The 25,366-nt window shown below is 69.4% G+C and carries 23 protein-coding genes and 1 pseudogene; 13 read left to right on the top strand and 11 right to left on the bottom strand.

Annotation, left to right across the window (positions count from 1 at the left end; translation table 11 throughout):
- The first annotated feature begins 30 nt into the window (after positions 1-30).
- A pseudogene (locus ASV56_RS07015) lies at positions 31-1,413 on the top strand (IS256 family transposase).
- Positions 1,414-1,448: 35 nt separating this feature from the next.
- On the top strand, positions 1,449-2,594 hold the full coding sequence (locus tag ASV56_RS07010) for a hypothetical protein (protein WP_156429093.1): 1,146 nt from the start codon (positions 1,449-1,451) through the stop codon (positions 2,592-2,594).
- Here ASV56_RS07010 and ASV56_RS07005 read toward each other — a convergent pair.
- Both ASV56_RS07005 and ribA read right to left on the bottom strand, forming a co-directional pair.
- Positions 2,591-3,124 carry a L,D-transpeptidase family protein gene (locus tag ASV56_RS07005; RefSeq protein ID WP_253879898.1) on the bottom strand — a complete coding sequence of 178 codons (534 nt, stop codon included), beginning with the start codon at positions 3,122-3,124 and terminating at the stop codon, positions 2,591-2,593. The genes ASV56_RS07010 and ASV56_RS07005 overlap by 4 nt on opposite strands.
- Positions 3,121-4,182: a GTP cyclohydrolase II gene (gene ribA, locus ASV56_RS07000; protein WP_062561348.1), complete on the bottom strand. Its 1,062-nt coding sequence runs from the start codon at positions 4,180-4,182 to the stop codon at positions 3,121-3,123. Before ribA ends, ASV56_RS07005 begins: the two co-directional genes overlap by 4 nt.
- A 133-nt stretch (positions 4,183-4,315) precedes the next feature.
- Between ribA and ASV56_RS06995 the strand changes: the two genes are divergently transcribed.
- The 5 genes from ASV56_RS06995 (at position 4,316) to ASV56_RS06975 (ending at position 7,932) form a co-directional block, all read left to right on the top strand.
- Positions 4,316-5,002 carry a response regulator transcription factor gene (locus tag ASV56_RS06995; protein ID WP_062561347.1) on the top strand — a complete coding sequence of 229 codons (687 nt, stop codon included), beginning with the start codon at positions 4,316-4,318 and terminating at the stop codon, positions 5,000-5,002.
- 313 nt (positions 5,003-5,315) lie between these two features.
- Positions 5,316-6,101 (top strand): exodeoxyribonuclease III, encoded by a 786-nt coding sequence (locus tag ASV56_RS06990; RefSeq protein ID WP_062561346.1) that lies wholly within the window; start codon positions 5,316-5,318, stop codon positions 6,099-6,101.
- A gap of 85 nt (positions 6,102-6,186) precedes the next feature.
- Positions 6,187-7,098, top strand: coding sequence for a thioredoxin family protein (locus tag ASV56_RS06985; RefSeq protein ID WP_062561345.1), 912 nt, complete (start codon positions 6,187-6,189; stop codon positions 7,096-7,098).
- 1 nt (position 7,099) lies between these two features.
- Positions 7,100-7,738 carry an LON peptidase substrate-binding domain-containing protein gene (locus tag ASV56_RS06980; protein ID WP_062561344.1) on the top strand — a complete coding sequence of 213 codons (639 nt, stop codon included), beginning with the start codon at positions 7,100-7,102 and terminating at the stop codon, positions 7,736-7,738.
- Between the two features lie 38 nt (positions 7,739-7,776).
- A complete protein-coding gene (locus ASV56_RS06975; protein WP_082724811.1) occupies positions 7,777-7,932 on the top strand; it encodes a Trm112 family protein in 156 nt (51 codons plus the stop codon).
- Positions 7,933-7,999: 67 nt separating this feature from the next.
- Here ASV56_RS06975 and ASV56_RS06970 read toward each other — a convergent pair whose 3' ends face one another.
- The 6 genes from ASV56_RS06970 to ASV56_RS06945 all read right to left on the bottom strand — a co-directional run bounded on the left by ASV56_RS06970 (position 8,000) and on the right by ASV56_RS06945 (position 18,859).
- Positions 8,000-8,341 (bottom strand): DUF779 domain-containing protein, encoded by a 342-nt coding sequence (locus ASV56_RS06970; protein ID WP_062561342.1) that lies wholly within the window; start codon positions 8,339-8,341, stop codon positions 8,000-8,002.
- Positions 8,342-8,356: 15 nt separating this feature from the next.
- Complete coding sequence (adhP, locus tag ASV56_RS06965) at positions 8,357-9,391, bottom strand: alcohol dehydrogenase AdhP (RefSeq protein ID WP_062561341.1); 1,035 nt, start codon at positions 9,389-9,391, stop codon at positions 8,357-8,359.
- 94 nt (positions 9,392-9,485) lie between these two features.
- Positions 9,486-11,012: an aldehyde dehydrogenase gene (gene adh / locus ASV56_RS06960; protein ID WP_062561340.1), complete on the bottom strand. Its 1,527-nt coding sequence runs from the start codon at positions 11,010-11,012 to the stop codon at positions 9,486-9,488.
- 105 nt (positions 11,013-11,117) lie between these two features.
- The gene (locus ASV56_RS06955) at positions 11,118-12,089 is read right to left on the bottom strand and encodes a helix-turn-helix domain-containing protein (protein WP_062561339.1); all 972 of its coding nucleotides are present in this window, start codon (positions 12,087-12,089) and stop codon (positions 11,118-11,120) included.
- Between the two features lie 161 nt (positions 12,090-12,250).
- Positions 12,251-17,740 carry an alpha-2-macroglobulin family protein gene (locus ASV56_RS06950; protein ID WP_062561338.1) on the bottom strand — a complete coding sequence of 1,830 codons (5,490 nt, stop codon included), beginning with the start codon at positions 17,738-17,740 and terminating at the stop codon, positions 12,251-12,253.
- 57 nt (positions 17,741-17,797) lie between these two features.
- Entirely contained in the window at positions 17,798-18,859 is a 1,062-nt protein-coding gene (locus ASV56_RS06945) for a quinoprotein relay system zinc metallohydrolase 2 (RefSeq protein WP_062561337.1), read from the bottom strand.
- A 139-nt stretch (positions 18,860-18,998) separates the two neighbouring features.
- Here ASV56_RS06945 and pqqA point away from each other — a divergent pair, with 139 nt between their 5' ends.
- From pqqA to ASV56_RS06915, 6 genes are all read left to right on the top strand, one after another.
- Complete coding sequence (pqqA, locus tag ASV56_RS06940) at positions 18,999-19,091, top strand: pyrroloquinoline quinone precursor peptide PqqA (protein WP_017998684.1); 93 nt, start codon at positions 18,999-19,001, stop codon at positions 19,089-19,091.
- Positions 19,092-19,159: 68 nt separating this feature from the next.
- On the top strand, positions 19,160-20,050 hold the full coding sequence (gene pqqB / locus ASV56_RS06935; RefSeq protein ID WP_062561336.1) for a pyrroloquinoline quinone biosynthesis protein PqqB: 891 nt from the start codon (positions 19,160-19,162) through the stop codon (positions 20,048-20,050).
- Complete coding sequence (gene pqqC, locus ASV56_RS06930) at positions 20,047-20,823, top strand: pyrroloquinoline-quinone synthase PqqC (RefSeq protein WP_062561335.1); 777 nt, start codon at positions 20,047-20,049, stop codon at positions 20,821-20,823. The genes pqqB and pqqC overlap by 4 nt, the downstream gene beginning before the upstream one ends.
- Complete coding sequence (gene pqqD / locus ASV56_RS06925) at positions 20,820-21,149, top strand: pyrroloquinoline quinone biosynthesis peptide chaperone PqqD (protein ID WP_062561334.1); 330 nt, start codon at positions 20,820-20,822, stop codon at positions 21,147-21,149. The genes pqqC and pqqD overlap by 4 nt, the downstream gene beginning before the upstream one ends.
- On the top strand, positions 21,139-22,275 hold the full coding sequence (gene pqqE / locus ASV56_RS06920; RefSeq protein WP_062561333.1) for a pyrroloquinoline quinone biosynthesis protein PqqE: 1,137 nt from the start codon (positions 21,139-21,141) through the stop codon (positions 22,273-22,275). Before pqqD ends, pqqE begins: the two co-directional genes overlap by 11 nt.
- On the top strand, positions 22,272-23,036 hold the full coding sequence (locus tag ASV56_RS06915) for a quinoprotein dehydrogenase-associated SoxYZ-like carrier (protein WP_062561332.1): 765 nt from the start codon (positions 22,272-22,274) through the stop codon (positions 23,034-23,036). Before pqqE ends, ASV56_RS06915 begins: the two co-directional genes overlap by 4 nt.
- Here the strand turns inward: ASV56_RS06915 and ASV56_RS06910 are convergent.
- Genes ASV56_RS06910 through ASV56_RS06900 form a run of 3 tightly spaced genes read right to left on the bottom strand, consistent with a single transcriptional unit; the run spans position 23,024 to position 25,364 of the window.
- Positions 23,024-23,614 carry an ATP-binding cassette domain-containing protein gene (locus tag ASV56_RS06910; RefSeq protein ID WP_062561331.1) on the bottom strand — a complete coding sequence of 197 codons (591 nt, stop codon included), beginning with the start codon at positions 23,612-23,614 and terminating at the stop codon, positions 23,024-23,026. The two genes, ASV56_RS06915 and ASV56_RS06910, sit on opposite strands and share 13 nt — an antisense overlap.
- Positions 23,604-24,374 (bottom strand): ABC transporter permease, encoded by a 771-nt coding sequence (locus tag ASV56_RS06905; protein ID WP_062561330.1) that lies wholly within the window; start codon positions 24,372-24,374, stop codon positions 23,604-23,606. Before ASV56_RS06905 ends, ASV56_RS06910 begins: the two co-directional genes overlap by 11 nt.
- 3 nt (positions 24,375-24,377) lie before the next feature.
- On the bottom strand, positions 24,378-25,364 hold the full coding sequence (locus tag ASV56_RS06900) for an ABC transporter substrate-binding protein (RefSeq protein ID WP_062561329.1): 987 nt from the start codon (positions 25,362-25,364) through the stop codon (positions 24,378-24,380).
- Positions 25,365-25,366 lie beyond the last annotated feature (2 nt).

Below are 25,366 nucleotides of genomic sequence, written 5' to 3'. Positions count from 1 at the left end.
CGGTGTAATCCCGGGTGGCCATCGAGGTGTATGGTCGAGGTGGAGTTTCGACGCTTCAACCACGAACCCTACGGAGACCCCATTCTGGCCAAGCACGATCAGGGCGACTTCCTGCGCGGCATTGCCGAGGCCGCCCTTCAGCTGATCATGGAGAGCGATGTCGACGGCCTGATCGGCGCCGGTCGACATGAGCGCAACGGCGAACGCACGACTTGGCGGAACGGGTATCGAGAGCGCGCTCTCGATACCCGTTTGGGCACCTTGAACCTGCGGGTGCCGAAGCTCAGGCAGGGCAGCTATTTCCCCGGCTTCCTCGAAGCCCGGAAGACTTCGGAACAGGCGCTGGTTGCGGTGATCCAGGGTGAGCCAGCGAGTCGCCACCGGTTCAAGACCGCTGGCGAACGGGATCGGCGGCGTCTAGACCCGTCGCGTCGACGACCTGGTGCAGGCAATGGGTCTCAGCGGCATCTCGAAGAGCACGGTGTCGAAACTGTGCAAGGAATGAGCCGGGCCAGAAAACGATCCGGTGGATCGTTTTCCCGGCGAATGATGAACGGGTCGGCGAGTTTCTGAACCGTCCATTGACCGGCGAATGGCCCTACCTCTGGCTGGACGCCACCTACCTGAAGGTGCGCCAGGGCGGTCGCATCGTGCCGGTCGCGGCCATAATCGCGGTCGCCGCCAACACCGAAGGGCGCAGAGAAATCATCGGCCTGGGCATCGGCCCGTCGGAGGCCGAGACCTTCTGGACCGAGTTCCTGCGTTCCCTGAGGGCCCGCGGCCTTGGCGGGGTCAGGCTGGTGATTAGCGATGCACATAGCGGCCTCAAGGCGGCCATCGCCCGGGTCTTCGAGGCAACCTGGCAGCGCTGCCGGGTTCATTGGCTGCGCAACGCCCTCGCGCATGCCTCGCGCGGCCAGCACACCGTCATCGCCGCCGCGATCCGGCAGGCCTTCGACCAACCCGACCGCGCCCATGCCGGCGAGACATGGCGCAAGGTGGCCGGGCAGCTGCGCCCCCGCTGGCCAAAGCTGGCTGATCTGATGGATCGAGCCATGAGAACGCCACTGGTCCGAGTGACCATGGCGAGGAGCGAGCATGATGTGCTGGCCTATATGTCCTTTCCTCGCCAGCACCGCACCAAGTTGCACAGCACGAACCCGGTCGAACGCCTGAACAAGGAAGTGAAGCGCCGCGCCGATGTCGTCGGCGTTCGGGCACTCCTTCGGACCAATGGCAGTCATGCCCTCACGCCCGAACGAGGCCTCCATCATGCGCCTGATCGGCGCCGTGCTCTCCGAGCAGAACGACGAATGGCAGACCGCCAGCCGCTACATGATGGTCGAGGCCTTTGCCCAGATCGACAAGGAGGAAATCGACCCCATTCTCAGCATTACAACGAAAGCCGCCTGATCATGCCCTCAGGCCATCCGGGAAATTACACCACCTTGACGGACGTGACCACCGGCCAGACATGCTCGGCTGCCACAGCGTTGCGCACCGAGGTTGAGATGTCAAACGAGCGCCACCGCATTCTTGAGGATGCGATATCCCCCTTTGTCGAGACGGTGGACGGGTACTTTCCGCGTCCGTGGTTCACGCGGCACGACCCCATGGACTGTACGCTTTTGCTCGTCGGAGCCAGTTCGGCAAAATCGTTTCCCGCCGGCGACTTGCAAAAGAGCGATCTCATGAACGCGCTTTTCAATCGTGCTGGCACGTCGTGCTGCGATCTTTACCAACGCTTCGTGGCATCGCCTTCACCCTCCCGCCAGAATTTGGATCGAGCGATCCAGGTGCTGGAAGATGCGGGATGGCGGGTCATGAAGACAAATGTCACCTGTGCGAGCGCGGCGCTCGATAGCCAGATTTCACCGGAAGCGCGCCGAAACGGCACGGAGCTGTTCAAAGCCGTCATGAATCATGTGCCTTGGCGAGCGATGGTAATTTTCGGCAGCGGAGCCGCCAAGAGGTTCCGGAGGATCACGGGCGTCGAGATGCCGCCAATGGCCGATGCCGATGCGCAACCAATAGCGGGGTTGCTGGGTGGAAAGCCATTTTTCGTCATTCCGACGCTTGCGTATCCGGGCTACAGGTCCTCGGTCTGGCGTTGCGTGAGCCGGTGTGTCAGCGCCTTGGACGATCTTGATTTGGCAAAGCCGAATAATGGCGAGTGCAGGCCGAACATCCAGCGGGCGGGGCCAGCCCTGTCGCCACGACAGCCGCTCCAGCGGCCGGCACCTATCGTCTTGCTGGTTGGAACTGATACGGCTTTGCAGGCGGCAGCACGGGGGTTGGATCTGCTTCTTGCCGATCATCCCGAGCTCGAGCTAAGATCCGGCAGCTCTCAAATAAGCCTCTGGGCGCCGTTGCAACGACGCTTGTTCAGAATCAAGCGGCAGGGTTCAAGAGTCGATCTTCTGATTCATCGCGACATCTTGGCTTACTGTGAAATCGCGCGCGATCATTTTGATATGGCGCCGCATAAAAATACAGACTTTCTCCGTCTTTTCAGTGATGACACCTCCGCAGTGAAGGCTCTGCTAAATCGCATCCGGCAATGCCTGGATCGGGTCGATCTGGCGTCCATCTAGTCTTTCCCGTGGCGCGCGCCAGCCCAACGCGCCGGCCAGCGCGGCAGGTCCGGCACCTCCAGCAGCTCGCCCGGGCGCACCACCGAGGCGAGCCAGATCAGATCCCGCCGGGCCATGGCGATGCAGCCGGAGGTGGGAAAGCCCGGCCGGCGCCATTGGTGCAGGAAGATCGCCGAGCCGGCACCCGGCCGCGCCTGCGGAAAGTTCCAGTCGGTGACCAGCACGATGTCGTAAAGCGGATCGGCCCGCCGCATCGCCTCGTGGCTGGGGGCGAAGGGTGCGCGCACCGGCTGGTTATAGGCCGGATCGCCCGAGGCATCGCACCACAGGTCGCCGGGCAGGATCGGCCGCGCCCAGCCCGAGGGCCGGGCCACCCGGTCGGGACGGTAGAGCAGCCCGACGATGCGATGCCGGCCGACGGGGGTCGCGCCGTCGCCTTCGCGCTTGGCGCGCGTCAGCCCGCCGCGGCCGACCGAACAGGGCAGCAGCCGGCCGCGCGCCCACAGCCCCAGCGGCGTCAGCCGGATCACAGCAGATGCCCCGATTTGGCCGCCTTGACGTCCAGATAGCCGGTGTTGTGGCGGTTGCGCGGCGTGACCAGCGGCACGCGCTCGGCGACCCGGATGCCGTGGCCCTCCAGCATCGCGACCTTGCGCGGGTTGTTGGTCATCAGCCGCACCGATTGAAAACCCATCTCCCGCAGGATGCCGGCGCCGATGCGGAAATCGCGCTCGTCGTCGTCGAAGCCCAGCCGGTGGTTGGCCTCGACCGTGTCGAACCCCTGGTTCTGCAGGGCATAGGCCCGCATCTTGTTCGCGAGGCCGATCCCGCGCCCCTCCTGGTTCAGATACAGCAGCACGCCCGAGCCGTTCTGGCCCATGGCTTGCAGCGCGGCATTGAGCTGCGGCCCGCAATCGCATTTCAGGCTGCCCAGCACGTCGCCGGTGAAACAGGCCGAATGCAGCCGGGCCAGCACCGGCGCATCGCGCGAGGGGGCGCCGATCTCGACGGCGTAATGCTCGGCCTCGCCATTGTCGGGGCGGAAGATGTGCAGCTTGGAATTCTCGGCCGCGAGCAGCGGCAGCCGGGCGGCGGCGACCGGCGCCATGGCCGCCTCGGCCGCCATCTGCGCCAGCGCCGGGCCGGGCGAAAGCCGGGTCAGCCCCTCGGGCGCGGCGGCCACCGGCACGACCAGCACCGCGGGCAGCAGCTGCGCCGATTTCGCCAGCGCGATGCCGGCGCGATGCGCCGCGGTATCGCCGCCGCGCGGGCTTTGGAACGGGCCCTTCATCGGTGTCATCAAGTCGCCCGCCGGATCGGCGACGGCGCGCAGCCAGGCCGGGTCGGCATCCCCCGGCACCGCGATCCGCGCGAGGTCGCCGTCATAGACCCGGACCTTCAGCGTCTCGGCCCGGGGCAGGGTGATGGCGAGCGTGGCGGGGCCGAGCGCGCGCATCGCTGCCAGCCGGTCCGGGCGCAGCGTCTCGACCGCGGCGACCAGCTGGTCGCCGACGACCACCGGCAGGCCCATGCGCAGGTCGGCGCGGGCGCGCGACAGGGTCTCGGTCAGGGTCGGGATCAGGGTCATGGCAGCCGCAAGGTTGAAACAATCTGAAACATAGGGCGGATTCCCGACAACTCCATGTGAGAATTGCTGCAAGGCGCTGGACGCCCGCCCCAGGCCTCATCACCTTTCCGCCATAAAGCCAAAGGAGGCAAGAATGGCCGGACTGAAAAAGATCCTGCTCGTCGACGACGAGGACGACCTGCGCGAGGCCCTGGCCGAGCAATTGACCGCAACCGAGGATTTCGAGGTGATCGAGGCGGGCTCGGGCCATGAGGCGGTGGAGCGGACCAAGGGGGCGATCTTCGACCTGGTGGTGCTGGACGTGGGCCTGCCCGATACCGACGGGCGCGAGCTGTGCAAGAAGCTGCGCAAGCAGGGCGTGAAATGCCCGATCGTCATGCTGACCGGCCACGATACCGATGCCGACACCATCCTGGGCCTGGATTCCGGGGCGAACGACTATATCACCAAGCCGTTCAAGTTCCCGGTGCTGCTGGCGCGGCTGCGTGCCCAGCTGCGCACGCATGAACAGTCCGAGGACGCCATCTTCCAACTGGGCCCCTATACGTTCAAGCCGGCGATGAAGATGCTGATCGACGGCAAGGACCGCAAGATCCGGCTGACGGAAAAGGAAACCAACATCCTGAAGTTCCTGTATCGCGCCCAGGACGGCGTGGTGCCGCGCGATGTGCTGCTGCACGAGGTCTGGGGCTACAATGCCGGGGTGACCACCCACACGCTGGAAACCCACATCTACCGCCTGCGCCAGAAGATCGAGCCCGATCCCTCGAATGCGCGTCTGCTGGTGACGGAATCGGGCGGCTATCGCCTGGTGGCTTGATAAAGGCTAAGCGGCGGAACCAGGCCCATGGTGGCGGGTTCTGCCTGCGAAGCCCAGTGGCCGGTGGATGCGGCCATGATCACCCGGCCCCCGAACAGGCGGCCGGGTTTATCTTTGCCGCGCCGCAGCCGGGGGCGCTTCGCCCCCCGGACCCCCAGAGGATATTTGTCCAAGAAAGAAGCGGCTTTTGGCAATGTTCTTTCTTGTCGAAATATCCCACGGGGGTTCCGGGGGTGTGAAACCCCCGGCGCCGGGCGTGGTGGACAAGCCGGGCCGTGCCGCCTAGGCTCCGCCCGCGAAAAAGGAGCCGCCCATGTTCACCATCGCCACTTGGAACATCAACTCCGTCCGTCTGCGCGAGGCGCTGGTGACGCGGCTTCTGGCCGAGGAGGCGCCCGACATCCTGTGCCTGCAGGAAATCAAGAGCCCGGTCGAGAAGATCCCGCTGGAGGGGTTCCACGCCCTGGGCTATCGCCACATCGTCGCGCGCGGGCAAAAGGGCTATAACGGCGTCGCGATCCTGTCGAAGTTGCCGATCGAGGATGCCGGCGACCGCGACTATGCCAGCCTCGGCCATGCGCGCCATGTCGCAGCGCGGTTGGAGAATGGCGTGACCATCCATAATTTCTACGTGCCGGCGGGCGGCGACATTCCCGACCGCGAGCAGAACATCAAGTTCGGCCAGAAGCTGGATTTCCTGACCGAGATGCGCGACGCCTTCCATGCCGACGCCCCCGCCCGCGCCATCATGGTGGGCGACCTGAACGTCGCCCCGCGCGAGGACGACGTCTGGAACCACAAGGCGCTTTTGAAGATCGTCAGCCATACGCCGGTCGAGGTCGAGCATCTGGGCGCGGCCCAGGATGCCGGAAAATGGGTCGACATCACCCGCAAGGACATCCCCGACGGCCGGCTTTTCAGCTGGTGGAGCTATCGTGCCCGCGACTGGGATGCCGCCGACAAGGGTCGGCGGCTGGATCACATCTGGGCGACGCCGGACATCGCCAATGCCGGCCATGGCAGCCGCATCCTGCGCCCGGTGCGCGGCTGGGAACAGCCCAGCGACCACGTCCCGGTGCTGGCGCGCTTCGACCTCTAGCCGCGCGGCTGCGGCTGCGAGGCGGCTTGCATCGCCCCGGTCGCTGCTCCATCTAGAAGGCAACCCATTCGCAAGAGGAACCCCGATGCTCGAGCTTGGCCAAGCCCCCGCCGACAAAGCCCCCGCCGACATCATCAAGGACGTGACCGAGGCGACCTTCATGGCCGATGTCATCGACGCCTCGATGACGGTGCCGGTCATCGTCGATTTCTGGGCGCCCTGGTGCGGCCCCTGCAAGACGCTTGGCCCGCAGCTGGAGGCCGAGGTCGCCCGCCACAAGGGCCGCGTCCGCATGGCCAAGGTCAATGTGGACGAGAACCAGATGATCGCCGGCCAGCTGCGCGTGCAGTCGATCCCGACGGTCTATGCCTTCTTCCAGGGCCAGCCGGTCGACGCCTTCCAGGGCGCGGTGCCGCAGAGCCAGGTCAAGCAGTTCGTCGAGAAGCTGGCCGCGATGGGCGGCGATGACGGCGGGCTGGCCGAGGCGCTGGACGCGGCCGAGGCCATGCTGACCGAGGGCGCCGCCGAGGACGCGGCCGAGACCTTTGCCGCCATCGCCGAGGAAGAGCCCGAGAATGCCGTGGCCTGGGGCGGGCTGATCCGCGCCCTGGTGGCGGCGGGCGACACCGCCCGGGCCGAGCAGGAACTGGCCCGGGTGCCGACCGCCGTTGCCGGCGCCGCCCCCGTCGAGGCCGCGCGCGCGCAGTTGCAGCTGGCCCGGCAGGCCGCCAATGCCGGCCCGCTGGACGAGCTGCGCGCCAAGGTCGAGGCCGATCCCGCCGACCAGCAGGCGCGGCTGGACTATGCCACCGCGCTGCATGCCGCCGGCCAGGTCGAGGAGGCCATCGACCAGCTTCTGGACGCCTTCCGCCGCGACCGCGACTGGAACGACGGCGCCGCCAAGGCGCAGCTGCTGACCATCTTCGATGCGCTGAAGCCCACCGATCCGCTGGCGCAGAAGGGCCGGCGCCGGCTGTCCTCGCTGATCTTCGCCTGACATGTCGCGCGGCATCGGCCTGAACGAGGTCATCGCGCTGTTTCCGCTGCCCGGTGCGGTGCTGATGCCGCGCACCCGGTTGCCGTTGCAGATCTTCGAGCCGCGCTATCTGCAGATGGTCGAGGACGTGCTGAAGACGCCCTCGCGGCTGATCGGCATGATCCAGCCGGCGGCGGCCGGGCTCGACGCCTTGGCGCAGGTCGGCTGCGCCGGGCGCATCGTCGCCTTTTCCGAACTGGACGACGGCCGGCTGATGATCTCGCTGAAGGCGATCTCGCGCTTCCGGCTGATCGAGCTGCGGCCGGGCTTCACCCCCTATCTGCGCGGGCAGGTGGACTGGGCGGACTATGCCTCGGATCTCAGCCCCGAGCCGGAGCAGGACCGGGGCTTTCACCGCGCCGAATTCATGGCCCGGCTGGGCCGCTATATGGAGCAGCGCGGCCTGTCCACCGACTGGGAATCCGCCGAGGCGACCGATGACGAGACGCTGGTGAATTCCATGGCGATGCTGCTGCCGCTGGCGCCCGAGGAAAAGCAGGCCCTTCTGGAATGCCAGACCCTGGCCGGGCGCCGCCAGTTGCTGGACGGGTTGCTGGAATATGCCCTGCACGGCGGCGACAACGAGGAGACGATCCAGTGAGCGAAGACACCACGACCGAACGCGGCTTCGACCGCCACATGCTCGAGGCGCTGGTCTGCCCCGTCACCCATGCCGGGCTGCGCTATGACGCGGCGGCGCAGGAGCTGATCTCGGAGGCGGCGGGGCTGGCCTTTCCGATCCGCGACGGCATCCCGATCATGCTGCTGGGCGAGGCGCGCCAGATCCGCGCCTGAAGGGCGAAAAGGGGGACGGGGGCGCACGGAAATCTTGGGGGAGGCCCGTGCGCCCGCGCCCGCGCGGTCAGGTCCGGCAGATGTCCGACCGCACGAGAAAGCGTTTCTCGCGCCCGTTGTCCAGGCTGAACATGCCGCCCCGGCCCGGGACGACGTCGATGGTCAGGATGGTGTGCTTCCATGCCTCGTATTGGCTGGCCGAGATGTAGAACGGCATGCCGCCGATCTCGCCCAGCTTCACGTCGCGTTCGCTGATGCGGAATTCGCCTTGCGGATAGCACATCGGCGAGGAGCCGTCGCAGCAGCCGCCGGACTGGTGGAACAGGACCGGGCCGTGTTCGGCCACGATCTCCGCCAGAAGCTCCAGCGCCGCCGGGGTCGCCTCGACCTGGTCCAGTTCCTTGTCCATCGGCTCGCGTCCTTTCTAGGCGGTCATGTCCAGCACCATGCGGCCCTCGATCTGGCCCTTGTGCATCTGCGCGAAGATGTCGTTGATGTCTTCCAGCCGGGCGGTCTGGATGGTCGCCTTGACCTTGCCTTCGGCGGCGAAGTCCAGCGATTCCTGCAGGTCCAGCCGGGTGCCCACGATCGAGCCGCGCACCGTGATACCGTTCAGCACCATGCCGAAGATGTCCAGCGGGAAGTCGCCCGGCGGCAGCCCGTTCAGCGCCACCGTGCCGCCGCGCCCGACCATGCCGATGGCCTGCTCGAACGCCTTGCGGCCGACGGCGGTGACCAGCGCGCCGCGCGCGCCGCCGTCGGTCTGGCGCCGGATGGTGCCGGCCGGATCGGGGTCGGTCGCCGCGTTCACGGTCAGCGTCGCGCCCAGCTTGCGCGCCAGTTCCAGCTTGGCATCGTCGATGTCCACGGCGGCGACGTTCAGCCCCATGGCCTTGGCATATTGCACCGCCATGTGACCCAGCCCGCCGATGCCGGAAATCACCACCCAGTCGCCCGGCTTGGTATCCGTGACCTTCAGCCCTTTATAGACCGTGACGCCCGCACAGAGCACCGGGGCGATTTCCAGGAAATCCACGCTTTTGGGCAGGTGGCCGACATAATTCGGATCGGCCACGACATAATCGGCAAAGCCGCCGTTCACCGAATAGCCGGTGTTCTGCTGGCTTTCGCACAGCGTTTCCCAGCCGCCCAGGCAATGCCGGCAATAGCCGCAGGCGGTGTAAAGCCACGGCACGCCGACGCGGTCGCCCTCTTTGACATGGCGCACGCCGGCGCCCACCGCCGAGACGTAACCGACGCCCTCATGCCCCGGAATGAAGGGCGGATTGGGCTTGACCGGCCAGTCGCCCTCGGCGGCATGCAGGTCGGTGTGGCAGACGCCCGAGGCCGCGATCTTGACCTGGATCATGCCGGGACCCGGTTCGGGGATCGGCACCTCGTCGATGGTCAGGGGCTTGCCGAATTCGCGCACGACGGCGGCTTTCATGGTTTTAGCCATGAAGGTCTCCTTGAAATGACTTTTGGGAAGGGTGGGGAGGAAGCGGGCGCGCGCGACCTCGGCGCGCGCCCTGTCAGGCTGGTGCCCGTCTGCCTTAGAAGAAGCCCAGCTTCTTCGGCGAGTAGCTGACCAGCATGTTCTTGGTCTGCTGGTAGTGGTCCAGCATCATCTTGTGCGTCTCGCGGCCGATGCCCGACTGCTTGTAGCCGCCGAATGCCGCATGGGCCGGATAGGCGTGATAGCAGTTGGTCCAGACCCGGCCGGCCTTGATGCCGCGCCCCATGCGGAAGCAGGTATTGGCATCGCGCGACCACACGCCCGAGCCGAGGCCATAGAGCGTGTCATTGGCGATGGACAGCGCCTCGGCCTCGTCCTTGAAGGTGGTCACCGACACCACCGGGCCGAAGATTTCCTCCTGGAAGATCCGCATCTTGTTGTGGCCGCGGAAGATGGTCGGCTGGATATAGAAGCCGCCCGACAGCTCGCCGCCCAGGTCGGCGGCGGCACCGCCGGTCAGCACCTCGGCGCCTTCCTTCTTGCCGATGTCGAGATAGCTCAGGATCTTTTCCTTCTGCTCGCTCGAGGCCTGGGCGCCGATCATGGTCGCGGCATCGCGCGGGTCGCCCTGCTTGATCGCCTCGACCCGTTTCACCGCGCGCTCCATGAAGCGGTCATAGATCGATTCCTGGATCAGCACGCGCGACGGGCAGGTGCAGACCTCGCCTTGGTTCAGCGCGAACATGGCGAAGCCTTCCAGCGCCTTGTCGAAGAAGTCGTCATCCTCGCGCGCCACGTCGGCGAAGAAGATGTTCGGCGACTTGCCGCCCAACTCCAGCGTGACCGGGATCAGGTTCTCGGCCGCGTATTGCATGATCAGCCGGCCGGTCGAGGTCTCGCCGGTAAAGGCGATCTTGGCGATGCGCGGGTTCGAGGCCAGCGGCTTGCCGGCCTCCAGCCCGAAGCCGTTCACGACGTTCAGCACGCCCGGCGGCAGCAGGTCGCCGATCAGGTCGATCCAGACCATGATGCTGGCCGGGGTCTGCTCGGCGGGCTTGATGACGACGCAGTTGCCGGCCGCCAGCGCGGGCGCCAGCTTCCAGCAGGCCATCAGCAGCGGAAAGTTCCACGGGATGATCTGGCCGACGACGCCCAGCGGCTCGTGGAAGTGATAGGCGATGGTTTCGCTGTCGATCTCCGAGATGCTGCCTTCCTGCGACCGCAGCACGCCGGCGAAGTAGCGGAAATGGTCGATGGCCAGCGGCACGTCGGCGGCCATGGTCTCGCGGATCGGCTTGCCGTTGTCCCAGGTTTCGGCGGTGGCGAGCAGCTCCAGGTTCTGCTCCATGCGGTCGGCGATGCGCAGCAGGATGTTGCTGCGTTCGGCCGGGGCGGTATGGCCCCATTTGTCCTTGGCGGCATGGGCGGCGTCCAGCGCCGCCTCGATGTCATCGGCGTTCGAGCGGGCGATCTCGCCGATCTCGGCGCCGGTGATGGGCGTGGTGTTGGTGAAATACTTGCCGGATTTCGGCGCGACCCAGGTGCCGCCGATATAGTTGTCATAGCGCTTGGCGAAGGGCAGGACGTTCACGCCCTTGAAGTCATGCGTCTGGTCGTTCGGCATCGTTTCCTCCTGTCAACCCGGCTCCTCCAGCCGGTTCGTCCAGAAGGGTGGGCCGTCGCGCCCCGCAAATCAACGCCGCAGCCGCGGCCCTCCGCCGAATGTGTTTCAGGGCCGAGACAGTCGCCCCGGATTTTCCGAGATCCCCAGCCGCTGCATGCGGCGATAGAGCGTCGCGCGCCCGACCCCCAGCGCGCGCGCGGCGGCCGAGACATTGCCCTCGGCCCGCGCCAGGGCGCGAATCACCGCGGCACGCTCGGCCTTCTCGAAGCCGGTGGCCTCGTCGTCGCGGCCCAGCAGGTCCGAGGCCGGGCGCGGGCGCAGCCGGCCCTCGCGCTCCAGGCCAAAGGCGCGGCGGGCGGCGCGGTTGGCGCCGATGGCCAGGTCGTCCTTGTCCACGGCAATGAGCAGCGTCGCATCCTCGGCCCCCTCGGCCTGGGCGGCGATGATGCGCGCGCCGGGGAAGCTGACGCGGAAGAAGGCGGCCTCGATGGCGCGCGCGCTATGGGCGACCTGCGCCGCGATCAGCGCGTTCCAGCGCTCGGTATGGTCCGAGCGCGCCGAGCTCACGTCCAGCGCCGCGATCAGCCGCCCGTCCGGGCCCCAGATCGGCGCGTCCATGCAGGACAGGCCGGTGTTGCGGGTATAGAAATGCTCGTCGCGGTGGATGGTGACCTGGCGGCCCTCGGCCAGGCAGGTGCCGATGCCATTGGTGCCCTCGGCCTGTTCCGACCAGTCGGTACCGGCGCACAGCCCCCAGTCGCGGAACACCCCGGCATCGGCGGCATTGGCGCGCTGTTCCAGCACGATGCCGGTGGCATCGGTCAGCAGCACGTTGCAGCCGGTCGGGCAGACCAGCTGGAACAGCTGGTCCAGCTGCGGCCGGGCCACGGCGATGAATTCGTCCAGCCGCCCGCGCCGCTCGGCCAGTTCGCGCGCGGTCAGGCGGCGCAGCTGCGGCGGGCGGGCCGGGTCCAGCCCGTGCTTGACCATCGAGCGGCGCCAGCTGGCGGCCAGCCGCGTCACCGCCCCCGGCGATTGCGAGGCCGAGGCGACGCGATCCTCATGGCGTTCGGGCAAGGTCTCCTCCCTTCCCTGTCGGTCGCGGGATTATTGCGCGCGGACGGCCATCCGGCAAGCAATGCTTTCCCGGCGCGACGCCAGGCCGCGCCGGTCGCCCCGCCCGGTCTTCTTTGCTCCCCAAATACCCACGCGACGGCGCCACCGCCGCCGCGCCGTCCTCAGGGCGTGACGGTCACGTTGCCGCCGTCGCTCCAGGCGCGGAATTCGGGGCGATACATGTCCTCGACGCTGGCGGCCGGGTGGCGGAACTGCCCGGGCGTCACCGCGCGGACGATATAGGCCAGCCGGAAGCTCTCGGCCGAGGTCCAGGTCAGCGCCGCCGCGAACCGGTCGGCGCGGAATTCGGTCATCTCGGCCGAACTCTCGCCCTCCAGCCAGTCCAGCGCCGAGACATCGCCCGCCCGCAGCAGGTTCGGGTTGTCGATCTCCCATCCCGCCGGCAGCGGATCTGCGATGACCAGCCGGCCGCCGCCCTCGGATTGCGGCGTCACCTCCAGCTCTACCACCATGCGGGTGCCCTGCTTGACCGAGGCAGGGTCCAGCGCCTCGCCCTCCATGCTGTAATAGCGCCGGGCGATGCTGTAGCCCTTGCCGCCCGCCGCCACCTGGCCCCGGGGCTTGCCGGTGGCGGTCAGCGTCACTTCCAGCGCCTGCTCGCCGTTGTTGGCCAGGCTCGCGTCGGCATCGGACAGGCTGGTGATCGGCTGGGTCAGCGCCACGCCGTTCAGCGCCGCCGGCGGCACCGATTGCGCCAGCGCCTGCGCCGCCATCACCGTCCAGAGCGATTCCTGCGTGGACAGGCTGCGGCCGTCCTCCTCGGCCCGCTGAATCTGCTCCGCGATGCGGCTGGTCAGGTCGGTCTCGTCCACTGCCCGGCTTTTCGCCTCGGCCGCCAGGGCCAGCACCGCCGTCGCGTCGCGCAGCCGCGTGCCATAGTCGGCGCGGAAGACCTGCGGCTCGGGCGCGCCCAGGTTCAGAAGGTTCCGCGCCTGGGAGAACATGCGGTCGGCCCGGCCCTGGTCGCCGTATGAGGCCAGCGCCGCGCCCAGGTTCGCCGCGCCCATCGGCGTCGAGAACGACCCCGCCGCCGTATCGGCGTAATAGCGCAGATCGCCCACCGTCGCCGCCCGCTCGCGCGCCAGCACCGCCAGCGCATAGGCCAACGCGGCGTTCTCCTCGGCCGAGGCGGCGCCGGGTTCGGTGGCGTAATTGGCGCGGTTCCTCAGATTGTCCACCGCCAGCCGGAAGCCGGTGTCCGGCACCTGATAGCCCGCCGCGCGAGCGCGCGACAGGAAGTCGGTGACATAGGCTTCCAGCCACAGGTCGCCCGAATCGGCAGACCACAGGCCGAAGCCGCCATTGCTGCCCTGCCGGGTCAGGATCTGGGTGATCGCATTCTGCACCTGCTCGCCGGTGTCGCCGCCGTCCACGCCCTCCAGCGCGGCAAGGCTCGGCAGATACAGCAGCGGCATCGCGCCCGAGGTCAGCTGCTCGGTACAGCCATAGGGATAGCGCGAGAGCCGCGCCAGCGCGCCCGCCACGTCCAGCCGCGCGTAAGGCCCGACCGCCGCCGTCAGCAGCGCGCCGGGCAGCATGCCTTCGGTCAGCGTCGGCGGCACGGCGATGCTCTGCCCCGGCTCGACCAGGATGCGGTCCTGGCGCTGGATGTCGGCTTCGTTCAGCGCCACGGGGATGGTGATGTCCTTGGTCAGCGCCTGGCCGTCGGGCGTGGTCAGGGTCAGGCGCAGATCGGCATGGCCCAGGGCCTCGCCGGCCGTGACCGGCATCTGGACCTGCGCCTCGGCCTTCTCGGCCAGGGTCACGCTGTCCTGCGCCAGGGTCGTGGTCAGCGGCACGGCGCCGCCGACCTGCTCGACCGCCAGCCTGATCTCGCCCGCCGGCCCCGAGGCATGGGTCAGCCGCAGCCCGACCTGCGCCTGGTCGCCGGGCGCAAGGAAGGCCGGCGCGGTCACGGTCATCACCACCGGATCGCGCACCAGCACGCTTGCATCGGCCTGGCCCACGCCCTTGTCGGACCAGACCACGGCCATGACCCGCACCTCGCCGTTGAAGTCGCCCACCGGCACCTCGACGGTCGCGGTGCCGTCCGCAGCCACCGTCACGGGGCCGGAAAACCAGCTCATCAGCTTTTCGGTCGGCGGCGGCGCCTCGGCCGTGGCCTGCATGGCGTCGCCGCCGGTCCGCAGCGCGCCGTCCGGGGCGCCGCTGGACAGGATCAGCCGGCCATAAAGGTCGTGCAGCCCCACCCCCAGCCGGCGCTGGCCGAAGTAATGGTCGGAAGGGTTCGGCGGCTGGAAGCCGGTCAGGTTCAGGATGCCCTGGTCGACGGCGGCGATGGTGGCCTGCACCGTCTCGCCCGCCGCGCCATCGACCTTCAGCGTGACCGGGATCACGCCGCGCGGGCGGGTCTCGGCCGGTGCCGCGATGCTGGCGGCCAGCTTGCGCTCGCCCGGATCGACGGCGGCATGCGCCAGGCCCAGCGCCCGCACCGGGGTGCGTTCGGCCTTGGCCTCGCCCAGCGGACGGATGGCGCTGACGGTGACATAGACCCCGGCGCCCCAGGCGTCGGTCACCGGCAGCTCCAGGCTGTTCTCGCCGGCCTTCAGCGCCACGGTCTGCATGGACACCAGCCGGTTCGACAGCACCGAGACCAGGCCCAGCCCGTCGGCCAGCGCCTGAACCTTGACCCGGGCGGTGTCGCCGCTGCGATAGGCGGGCTTGTCCAGCACCACCTGCAAGCGGTCAGGCGTCTGTGTGCCGGCATTCGCCACTGCGCCCCAGCCGGCATAGAATTGCGTCGAGCTTTGCCCGCCCTGGCCAGATGCCGGCTCGGCCACCAGCTCGTACTGGCCCCATTCGACGGCACCGGCGATCTCGGCCGGGGCCTCGCCCGGCTCGGCCACGCCTTCATCGACACGGGTGCGGGTGGTGATCGCCTCCCAGTTCCATTGCCCGCCCAGCGAATACCATTGGTAGTCGGTGTCGATGCGGTTCAGCACCCAGCGCACCGGGGCGGCGGCCGGCTTCAGGTCGGGGCCGACCGCGAGCAGCGCGAAACGCGCCTCCGCGCCTTCGGCCACGGTGTCGCCCTCGAACAGCGGCTTGATGCCGATCACCGGCGCCTCGGGCATGACCACGCGGGATTCCACGCGCTCGACCGGGCGGCCGGCGCCTTCGCGGATGTCCAGCACCACCTCGGCCTCAAACGGGCGCGGGCCCAGCTCGGTGGCGGGGGGCAGGGTGATCTGCGCCTGGTAATGGCCCTGCGCATCGGTCTGGCCGGGCGGCAGGCTGTCCGTGACGGGCGAGGTGTCGTCATCCTCGCGCCCGAAGACATAGCCGTCGAAACCGGCCAGCGCGCGGGTCGGGGCCAGGCGCAGGCTGCCCTCGACCGGCAGGTTCGCGGCCGGCGCGCCGAACAGCCAATGCGCGTTCAGGCTCAGCGCCAGCTCGCCGCCGGCGCGGGCCGGGCCTGCGGGCAGTTTCGGGGTGAAGTCGATGCGTTCCGGCAGGAAATCCTCGACCAGCAGGCGGGCCGTGGCCAGGGCCGGTCCGTCGGCCTCGGTGCGCAGCTCCAGCCGCCAGGTGCCGCGCGGGGCGTTGCCGGGGATGGCCCAGGCGACCACGCTGCCGCCGGCGCCGGCGGGGGTCGCCGGCATCCGGGTCTGTTCCACCCCGTCGGGGCGCAGGATCACCGCGGTCAGCGGCAAGTCCGGCAAGGCGCGCGATTCGGCGTCGCGGGCCAGCACGGTGGCGTTCACCGTCTCGCCGACGCGATAGGCGCCGCGGTCGGTGGTCAGGAACAGGTCGATCGGCGGCGCCGGAGGCTGGCCCTCGACGCCGCGATCCGACAGGTCGAATTCGGGATCCGACAGCGACAGGAAGGCCATGTCGCGCGGCGCGCGCGCGGCGCCCTCGCCTTGCCAGTCGGTGACGGTGACCAGCGCCGGCGCCGCGCCGTCCCTGCCAAGCGCCAGGCCCGGGGCGAAATGCGCGATGCCCTGGTCGTCGGTCGCAGCCTTGGCCAGCACGTCGTTCGAGCGGCTGACCAGCGCCACCTCGGCCCCGACCTTGGGCGCGGTGTCGTTCAGGCTGCGCACCGCCACGGTCAGCCCGTCGGTGCCACTGAAGGTGGAAATCCCGAAATCCGAGATCACGAACCATTGCGTCGCCAGCCCGCTGTCCGAGGCGTTCTCGGTCGCGACGCCGGCCTCGACGATATAGATGCCGGGCTCCAGCGGGCCGGCCTCGGCCGGGATGGCGAGGCTGGTGGTCAGTTCCCGGTTCAGGCCGTCCTGGCCCACGGGCTTGGCGACCGTGGCCGTGCCCTTCCAGATCTCGCGCGCCATGCTGTCGCTGAAATAGTTGCTCTGCCAGCTGTCGAGCGGGGTCGCGAACATGTCCTCGGCCATGGCGCGGATCAGGTTGCGGTCCGAGATGCGCAGCAGGCGCAGGTCGATGACATCGGCATTGACCGTGACCATCGACAGCCGCTGGTCGCCCGAGGCGGGCAGCACATAGGCGCGGCCGGGGAAGCGGACCTCGGGGCTGCGGTCGCGGACATAGCCCTTGAGCGTCACGTCGCGGGCCAGCACCTCGCCATCGGCCGAGGGCAGGCCGGCGCGCAACGTCAACTCGACCTCCTGGCCGTGGGTCAGCCCGGCGACGCAAAGCCGGTCGTCATTGGCCTCGACCGTCAGGTCGCGGCCGGGCAGGCGCAGGAAGGGCGCGTAATCGGTGCTGGTCGACAGCCCGCGCGACATGACGGCGCAGAAGCGCGGCGTCTTGCCTTCGGATTCGACCTGGGTGTCGGTGACGCGGAACCCGTTGCGGGCCTCGGATTCCTCCAGCGCCGAGGCGATCTCGCTGTCGGCGGGCGACAGTTTCGCCGCCAGCCGCAGCGCCGCCAGCGCATCGCGGCCCCGGCCCTGGCGCTCCCAGGCCATGGCCAGCCAGGACAGCGCGCGGCCGGCGATGGCATCCTGGCCCGCGCGCAGATAGCCGTTGATCGCCATCGCGGCGACCGCGTTCGAGGCGTCGCTGTCGTTCTGGTCGCCGGTGTAAAGCGTCAGCCGCGCGAGATTGGTCCAGTCCTCGGCCCGGTCATAGCGCGCGGCCTCGGAGGCGGTGATGCGGGCGGCCAGCGCCAGGTCGCCGCCGCTCTCGGCCGCTTGTGCGCTGCCCTGCGGATAGTCGGCCATCGGCGGGTGCAGCGCCGGAAAGGAACGCGCCTGCGCCTGCGCCTGGCTCAGGTCCTGCGGCGCGATGAAGGGGGCGGCGGCGGCGCGGGACTGCGCGCGCAGCCGCGCTTCGCTGTCCAACGTCACGACATGGCCCGAGATCGCGCCGACGAAGCCCGCGGCGGCGCCGGTGCCTTCGCCCTTGGGAAAACAGGCGCGGGCGCGTTCGTTATAGGTCAGCGCGGTGCAGGCGTCGTTCGCGACGCAGGCCTGCACGCAGGCTTGCAGCGTGGTGTCGAAGATCGGGCCCAGGTCGCCGCCGGGCAGGTCGGTGTCGGCCTGCAGCGACAGCCGCCGCTCGGGCACCGGCGCCTCCTGCGCCTGTGCGTTTCCGACCAGCAGCAGGGCGGCGAGCGCCGCTGCGATGAAACCGTGCCGAGGTGCCATGACCTTCCTCCCGATGCGCTCGGCATAGTTGTGGCATCGGGGCGCGGGCGAGGCAATCTATTCCCATTCCAGCTCGGCGAAGGCCGTGGCGGCATTGCGCGCGGTGACGGCCTGGAAATCGGCCCAGCCTTCCGAGAACGGCCGCATCGCCTGCACGATGGCGGGAATCGCGGCGGACAGCGCCAGCCCGCGGGCAATCGCCTGCCGCGCGGCATCGCGCAGCGCGGTCAGGTATTGCCGCTCGGGCGCGGTGGCGTCCTCCCACAGCTCGGTCACGGGGCCATGGCCGGGCACGATGCGCGCGGGGGCCGGGTCGGGCGGTGTGTCCAGCCAGCCCAGCCAGCCCGCCAGCGAGCCGTCGAGCGAGGGCGTCAGCCCCAGGAACACCAGATCGCCCGCGAACAGCGTGCCGCTGTCCTGGTCCAGCACGGTCAGGTCGCTGTCGGTATGGGCGGGCGGCACCGGCACCAGCCGCAAGTCGCGCCCGCCCAGCGAGATCGTTTCTGGGGCCGTCACCGGATGATCGACGGCGGCGATGCGGGTGCCGGCGAAATTCCCCGCCCCGATCTGGCGCGGCACCGAGATCATCCAGGCCTCGGCCCGCAGCGCCACCGCCTGCGGCAGGCGGGCGTCGGCGACAACGGTGGCGCCGGCCTCGGCAAAGACCTCGGCGCCCAGGATGTGGTCGGGGTGCATGTGGGTCAGGATCAGGTGGCTGACGGGCAGGTCGGTGGCCTGGCGGATCGCGGCGTAAAGCGCCTCGCCCTCGGCCCGGCTGCCGCCGCTGTCGATGACCGCCACCGTGTCGCCGACGATGAAGCCGGAATTGGCGATCCGGCCGCGATTCTGCGGCGAAAGCTGGTCCATGGCGCCCTGGTGCAGATGCACGCCGGCGGCGATTTCCTGCATGGACAGCGCCGGCAGCTCGGCCGTCTCGACGCAGCGGGTGCCGCCTTCGCCCGGGGTCAGGTCGGGATGGCGTGCCAGCCAGTCGCGCGCGATCGCCGCCGCGCCCGCTTCGCAGGCCTCGCGCGCGGGCGCGTCGCCCGCCGGCAGAAGCCGGCCCTCGCATACCCCCGGCTGCGCCGCGAGGCAGGCGCTGAGGATCAGGTGAAACATGGCCCGCATCCTTTCGCGCGCAGCCTAGCACCGCGGGGCGGGGGCGGTCATCTACGACCTTTGGCGCGTTGACTGGCCGGCGGACCGGCCTAGCATTCAAGGGACCGCGACATGCGGTGAACTGGAGGAGGAGATCTATATGGCCTGGACCAAACCCGCGCTGACGGAAATCGCCTGCGGCATGGAAATCAACATGTATGCCCCGGCCGAGGACGAGCCGGTTCTGTTCTGACCTGACCCGGCGATTTCCGGGCTCGGCTGCCCGGTGACGGGCGGCCGGGTCTGCCGGAAGGGGCAAACATGCGTATCGTGATCCTTGGCAGCGGCGCAGGCGGCGGCCTGCCGCAATGGAATTGTGGCTGCCGCAATTGCGATGCCGCACGCGACGGCCGCATCCCGGCGATGAGCCAGAGCGGCATCGCCATATCGGCCAATGGCCGCGACTGGGCGCTGATCAACGCCTCGCCCGACCTGCGCCAGCAGCTTGCCGCCTCGGTCCACCTGCGGCCGCAGCGGCTGCGCGGCTCGCCCATCCGTTCGGTGTTGCTGACGAATGGCGACATCGACCACGTGGCCGGCCTTCTGACCCTGCGCGAGGGCCAGCCCTTCGACCTTTACGCCACGCCCGCCATCCATGCGGTGCTGGCCGCCAACCCCATGCTCTCGGCGCTGGACGCCCGGCTGGTGACGCGCCGCGACCTGGCGCTGGACCAGCCCTTCCAGCTGGTGCCCGGGCTGATGGCGACGCTGTTTGCCGTGCCGGGCAAGGTGCCGCTTTACCTGGAAGGGGACGAGGTCGACACCGGCCTGATGGGCGAGCAGACCGTGGGGGTGGAACTGTCCGCGAACGGCCGGCGGGTGTTCTACATTCCCGGCTGCGCCTCGGTGCCGGGCTGGCTGCGCGAGCGGATCGCGGGCGCGGACGCGCTGCTGTTCGACGGCACGCTGTGGAGCGATGACGAGATGCTGCGCGAGGGGCTGGGCCGCAAGACCGGCCGCCGCATGGGCCATGTCTCGGTCTCGGGGCCCGAGGGCAGCCTGGACGCGCTGCGCGACGTGCCGCTGCGCGCCCGCATCTATGTGCATCTGAACAATTCCAACCCGCTGGTCGATCCTTCCAGCCCCGAACGCGCCGCTGCCGAGGCGGCGGGCTGGCAGGTCGGCCGCGACGGCATGGAGATCGTGCCATGAAGATCGCCGACCACCGCGCCCAGAGCCGGGCCGAATTCCACGAACGCCTGCGCCGCATCGGCGCCGAGCGCTATCACGACCGCCACCCGTTCCACAAACGCCTGCACGGCGGGCAATGTTCGCCCGACGAGGTGCGGGCCTGGGTCATCAACCGCTGGCAATACCAGTCGCGCATCCCGATGAAGGACGCGGCCTTCCTGTCGCGGCTGGACGATCCGCAGATGCGCCGCATCTGGCGCAGCCGCATCGAGGATCACGACGGCGGCGTCGATGAGGGCGGCGGCATCCGGCGCTGGCTGGCCCTGGCCCGCGCCGTGGGGCTGGACCCGGATTATGTCGCGAGCGGCGCCGGTGTGATGCCCGCGACGCGATTCGCCGTCGATGCCTATGTCCGCTTCGTGCGCGACATGCCCTTGCTCGACGCCGTGGCCGCCAGCCTGACCGAGATGTTCGCCCCCAAGATCCACGCCGAGCGCATCGAGGGCCTGCTGAAGCATTACGATTTCGCCGACGAGACCAGCCTTTCCTATTTCCGCAAGCGCCTGGCCGAGGCGCCCAAGGACGTGGAATTCGGCCTGAACTATGTCCTCGACCACGCCGATACGCTGGAAAAGCAGGATGCGGCGGCGGCGGCGCTGGAGTTCAAGACCGACGTGCTCTGGGCGCAGCTCGACGCGCTGTGGCACGGCTATGTCGAGGGCCGCATCCCGCCCGGCGCATGGCGTCCGGGCGAGGGGCTGCTGGTCCGGCCCGCGCAGGCGGCTGCCTCGTGACCGGGCATCGCATCAGCGGCGGCTGCGTGCCCTATCTGCCCCGGGGGGTGCGGCTGCATGACGACCGGGTGCGCGGCATGCGGGTGCTGCTGGCGCCGGAACGGGCCATGCGGCTGGACCCGGTCGGCGACGCGATCCTGTCCGAGCTCGACGGCAAGCGCAGCCTGGCCGAGGTGGTCCTGACGCTGTGCCAACGCTACGCCGCCCCCGCCGAGCAGATCGAGGGCGACGTGCAGGAGTTCATCCGCGGCCTCGTCGACCGGCGCATGGTGTTCCTCGCCTGCGCCGAGGGCGACGCCCAGCAGGGGTGCCAGGATGAAGGATGAGCCGATTCCCCGCGACATCGACGGCAACCCGGTCCGCGTCGGCCTGCCCATGGCGATGCTGGCCGAGCTGACGCATCGCTGCCCCCTGGCCTGTCCCTATTGCTCGAACCCGGTCGAGCTGACGCGGGTGCAATCCGAATTGACGGCGGCGGAATGGGCCGACGTGTTCCGGCAGGCCGCCGATCTGGGCGTCTTGCAGGTGCATCTGTCGGGCGGCGAGCCCGCCTCGCGCCGCGACCTGGCCGAGATCGCGCGTTCGGCGCGGGATGCGGGGCTTTACGTCAACCTGATCACCTCGGGCATCGGGCTGACGGAATCGCGGCTGCGCGAACTGGACGGCGTGGTCGATCACATGCAGCTGTCGCTGCAAGGCATCGACGCCGAGATGGCGGACTGGATCAGCGGCTATGGCGGCAGCTTCGCGCGCAAGATGCAGGTGGCGGAATGGATCGGCGCCATCGGCTTTCCGCTGACCCTGAACGCGGTGGTGCATCGCCAGAACCTGGACCGCCTGCCCGAGATGATCGACCTGGCCGAGCGGCTGGGCTGCCGGCGCATCGAGGTCGCGACCGTGCAGTTCCACGGCTGGGCCGACCTGAACCGCCGGCCCTTGATGCCGACCATGGCGCAGGCGGCCCGCGCGCGCGAGGTGGTGAATGCCGCCCGCCAGCGGCTGCGCGGGCGCATGGTCATCGACTATGTCCCCGCCGACCATCACGCCATCTATCCGAAAAGCTGCATGGGCGGCTGGGGCTCGACCGGGCTGAACATCGCGCCCGACGGCACGGTGCTGCCCTGCCACGCCGCCCAGACCATCACCGGGTTGCGCTTCCAGACCGTGCGCGAGGCGCCGCTGGCCGCGATCTGGCGCGACGGCGCCGCCTTCAACGCCTTTCGCGGCACCGCCTGGCTGCCCGAGCCCTGCCAGTCCTGCGACCGGCGCGAGGTGGATTTCGGCGGCTGCCGTTGCCAGGCCATGGCCATGGCCGGCGACGCGCGCGCCACCGACCCGGTCTGTTCGCGGTCCGGCCTGAACGCGCAATTGCGCGCCGAGGCCGAGGCCGATGCGACCAGCGACGACACCGCGCTGGTCTATCGCCGCATGGCGAAAGAGAGGCGGATATGAGACTTGCGTTGATCCTGACCCTGCTGGCCGCCCCCGCCCTGGCGGCCGAGGTGGAAAACCCGATGCTGCCCTCGCCCCTGTGGGACGACCTGCGCTCCAGCATCATCGGCACCGAGGAAGAGCCGCCGGTGGACCCGGCCGTCTTCGACCTCGACGCGCCGAAGCGGGCGGACAATCCGGCGCTGGTGCCGGTCCATGTCACCCAGCCGCCCGGCGCGCCGGCGATCACCGCGCTGACGCTGGTCGTGGACGGCAACCCGGCCCCGGTCGCGGCCGAGTTCATCTTTGGCAAGGCGCTGATGCCCTTGGATTTCGAGGTGCGGGTGCGGGTCGACAATTATTCGGACCTGCGCGCCATCGCCACGCTGGAGGACGGGCGCAAGGTCATGGCCGGGCGCTATGTCAAGGCCTCGGGCGGCTGCGCGGCGCCGGCCGGGAAAAGCATGGACCAGGTGCGCGCCACCATGGGCCAGATGAAGTTCCGCCAGACCGAAGAGGCCGGCCGGCAGATCGGCACGCTGATGATCCGGCACCCGAATTTCTCGGGCCTGCAGCGCGACCAGGTGACGCTGCTGACCATCCCGGCCGAGTTCATCCAGACGCTGGAGGTCAAGCAGGGCGATACGGCGCTGTTTACCATGGACGCCGGGATCTCGATTTCCGAGGATCCGGTGTTCCGCTTTGCCTATGCGCCGGGGCAGGGGCCGGTGACGGTCCATGCCCAGGATACCGACGGCAGGGTCTGGGATCAGTCGTTCTGAAGCCGCGCCGGGCTGCCCGACAGATGCAGCGGCCGGGCGGCCAGCGCCTGCGCCTCGGCGGGATCGTGCGTCACCAGCACCAGACCGGCGCCCGAGCGGTCCAGCAGCGCGCCGGTCAGCGCCAGCATGCGCGCCCGCGTGTCCTCGTCCAGCGAGGCGAAGGGCTCGTCCATCAGCAGGATGTCGGGGCCGGCGGCAAAGGCGCGGGCCAGCGCCAGCCGGCGCTGCTGGCCCAGCGACAGCTGGCGCGGGAACTTGTCCTCGTGCCCGGCCAGTCCGACCTGTGCCATCCAGTCCCGCGCCACCGCCGCATCGCAGCCCGTGGGCAGGGTGATGTTGCCGACCGCATCGCGCCAGGGCAGCAGCACGGGTTCCTGGAACACCACGGCCAGGCGGTCGCCGCCCTGCAACCGGCCGCGATAATCGCTGTCGAGCCCGGCCAGGATGCGCAGCAGCGTCGATTTGCCGATACCCGAGGGCCCGAGCACCGCCAGCCTTTCGCCGCGCCCGACCGTCAGCGACAGCGGGCCCAGCACCGCGCGGCTGCCGAAGGATTTGCCTTGCAGATCAAGCCGCATCCTGCCTCCAGCGGTTGGCGCGCGATTCCAGCGGGCGCAGCAGGAACAGGTCGATGGCCAGCATGACCGCGACGAAGGCCAGCGCCCAGGCCAGCACGCCGGTCACGTCGAAGCTGGAGAACAGCAGGTGGATCTTGAAGCCGACCCCGTTCGAGCGGCCGAGGAATTCGACCACCAGCACGATCTTCCAGATCAGCGAGATGCCGGCCCGGGCCGAGGCCGCGATCTGCGGCGCAAGCTGCGGCAGCACGACATGGCGCAGCCGGGGCAGGGGCGCCATGCGGAACGCCCGCGCCATGTCGTCGAGGTCCGGCCGCAGCGCGCGCGTGCCCTCGCGGATCATCACCGTCACCACCGGGATCTTGTTCAGCGCCACGGCCAGGATGGCGGCGGTCTCGTTGAGGCCGATCCAGATGTAGCACAGCACGATCACCACCAGCGCCGGCACGTTCAGCAGGATGATGAGCCCCGGGTTCAGCCAGTCGTCGGCGGCGCGCGACCGGCCCATCCACAGGCCCAGACCCATGCCGACCACCATGGCCAGCGCAAAGCTGGCGGCGACGCGGAACAGCGTCATGCCGGCGTTCAGCCACAGCTCGCCGCTGGCCGCGAGCCCGGCGATGCGCGCGGCGACATGCCAGGGCGCGGGCAGGGTCTGCGGCCGGTCGGTCAATTGCGAGGCGACGGTCCAGACCAGCAGCATCGCCGCGACGGACAGCAGCCCCGGCAGCAGGGCGCGAGAAGGGCGGCCGAGGCGCATGGGTTACTCCGGCGACCAGAACAGGCCTTCGGGCAGGGCGGTGACGCCGCCGGTCAGCTCGTCGCCGCCCAGGCGCGCCATGGTGGCGAACATGGCCTGCGCATTGGCGACATCGACCGGGCCGGGCAGCGGGATGCCGGCGCGCCAGCCGGCGCGCAGCGCCTGGAACTCGGCGTCGTCCCGGGCCTCCATCAGCGGGCGCAGATCCTCCCAGGCGGCATCGTCGCTGGCCAGCAGCGCCTTGGCGGCGCGCGAGGCCCGCGCCAGCCCGGTCGCCAGCGCCGGATTGGCGGCGATCCAGTCGTCGCGCAGCACATAGCCCAAGAGCGGCGTCCCCGGGTCCAGTCCCAGCGCCTCGGCCGCCGTCGCGACCGAGATCAGCTCGCGCATGCCCCGCGCCTGCATCTTGGCCTGGAAATGCCAGAAGTTGATCGCGGCATCGACCTCGCCGGTTTCGGCGGCGTTCAGGATCATCGGCGGGGCGCCGAAGACCTGCTGGGTGATGTCGGCCAGGTCCTCGCCCAGTTCCTCGCGCGACCAGGCGCGCAGGATCAGCCAGCTCTTGTCCACCGGGCCGCCGGCGATGCCGATCTTCTTGCCGCGCAGGTCGGCGAGCGTCCTGGCCGGGCTGTCGGCGCGCACCATCAGCCCGCCCACGGCGGTGGAATAGGGCAAGAAGGCGAAGCCGGTGCCGCGCGCGCGCTGCTGCGCCACCCAAAGCCAGTCCGAGACGATGGTGTCGACCTCGGCCCCCTGCATGGCGACCTGGGTCGCGGGGTTGCCGGCCAGCACCATCGGCACCAGCCGAAAGCCGTTCGCGCGGTCGAAACCGCGCTTGATTATGGTCTGAAGCTCCCAGTTGACGGTGCCGTTCTCCAGCGTGCCGACCCGGATCGCCGGCAGTCCGGCCTCTTGCGCGCGGCCTGGAAGCGCGGCCGAGGCGCAGGCCAGCCCCAGGCCGATCAAGGCCGTTCTTCTGGTAAGTTGCATGC

The organism is Paracoccus aminovorans (genome assembly GCF_001546115.1).
Classification (GTDB): Bacteria; Pseudomonadota; Alphaproteobacteria; order Rhodobacterales; family Rhodobacteraceae; genus Paracoccus; species Paracoccus aminovorans_B.
Note: the sequence above shows the minus strand (reverse complement) of the source record. Positions and strands in the feature narration are given on the sequence as shown.

Bases quoted from the DNA above. Each gene is read 5' to 3' on its own strand.
- ribA (WP_062561348.1), bottom strand. From the start codon at position 4,182: ATGACCCTGATCCCGACCCTGACCGAGACCCTGTCGCGCGCCCGCGCC.
- ASV56_RS06995 (WP_062561347.1), top strand. From the start codon at position 4,316: ATGGCCGGACTGAAAAAGATCCTGCTCGTCGACGACGAGGACGACCTG.
- ASV56_RS06990 (WP_062561346.1), top strand. From the start codon at position 5,316: ATGTTCACCATCGCCACTTGGAACATCAACTCCGTCCGTCTGCGCGAG.
- ASV56_RS06985 (WP_062561345.1), top strand. From the start codon at position 6,187: ATGCTCGAGCTTGGCCAAGCCCCCGCCGACAAAGCCCCCGCCGACATC.
- ASV56_RS06980 (WP_062561344.1), top strand. From the start codon at position 7,100: ATGTCGCGCGGCATCGGCCTGAACGAGGTCATCGCGCTGTTTCCGCTG.
- ASV56_RS06975 (WP_082724811.1), top strand. From the start codon at position 7,777: ATGCTCGAGGCGCTGGTCTGCCCCGTCACCCATGCCGGGCTGCGCTAT.
- ASV56_RS06970 (WP_062561342.1), bottom strand. From the start codon at position 8,341: ATGGACAAGGAACTGGACCAGGTCGAGGCGACCCCGGCGGCGCTGGAG.
- adhP (WP_062561341.1), bottom strand. From the start codon at position 9,391: ATGGCTAAAACCATGAAAGCCGCCGTCGTGCGCGAATTCGGCAAGCCC.
- adh (WP_062561340.1), bottom strand. From the start codon at position 11,012: ATGCCGAACGACCAGACGCATGACTTCAAGGGCGTGAACGTCCTGCCC.
- ASV56_RS06950 (WP_062561338.1), bottom strand. From the start codon at position 17,740: ATGGCACCTCGGCACGGTTTCATCGCAGCGGCGCTCGCCGCCCTGCTG.
- ASV56_RS06945 (WP_062561337.1), bottom strand. From the start codon at position 18,859: ATGTTTCACCTGATCCTCAGCGCCTGCCTCGCGGCGCAGCCGGGGGTA.
- pqqA (WP_017998684.1), top strand. From the start codon at position 18,999: ATGGCCTGGACCAAACCCGCGCTGACGGAAATCGCCTGCGGCATGGAA.
- pqqB (WP_062561336.1), top strand. From the start codon at position 19,160: ATGCGTATCGTGATCCTTGGCAGCGGCGCAGGCGGCGGCCTGCCGCAA.
- pqqC (WP_062561335.1), top strand. From the start codon at position 20,047: ATGAAGATCGCCGACCACCGCGCCCAGAGCCGGGCCGAATTCCACGAA.
- pqqE (WP_062561333.1), top strand. From the start codon at position 21,139: ATGAAGGATGAGCCGATTCCCCGCGACATCGACGGCAACCCGGTCCGC.
- ASV56_RS06915 (WP_062561332.1), top strand. From the start codon at position 22,272: ATGAGACTTGCGTTGATCCTGACCCTGCTGGCCGCCCCCGCCCTGGCG.
- ASV56_RS06910 (WP_062561331.1), bottom strand. From the start codon at position 23,614: ATGCGGCTTGATCTGCAAGGCAAATCCTTCGGCAGCCGCGCGGTGCTG.
- ASV56_RS06905 (WP_062561330.1), bottom strand. From the start codon at position 24,374: ATGCGCCTCGGCCGCCCTTCTCGCGCCCTGCTGCCGGGGCTGCTGTCC.
- ASV56_RS06900 (WP_062561329.1), bottom strand. From the start codon at position 25,364: ATGCAACTTACCAGAAGAACGGCCTTGATCGGCCTGGGGCTGGCCTGC.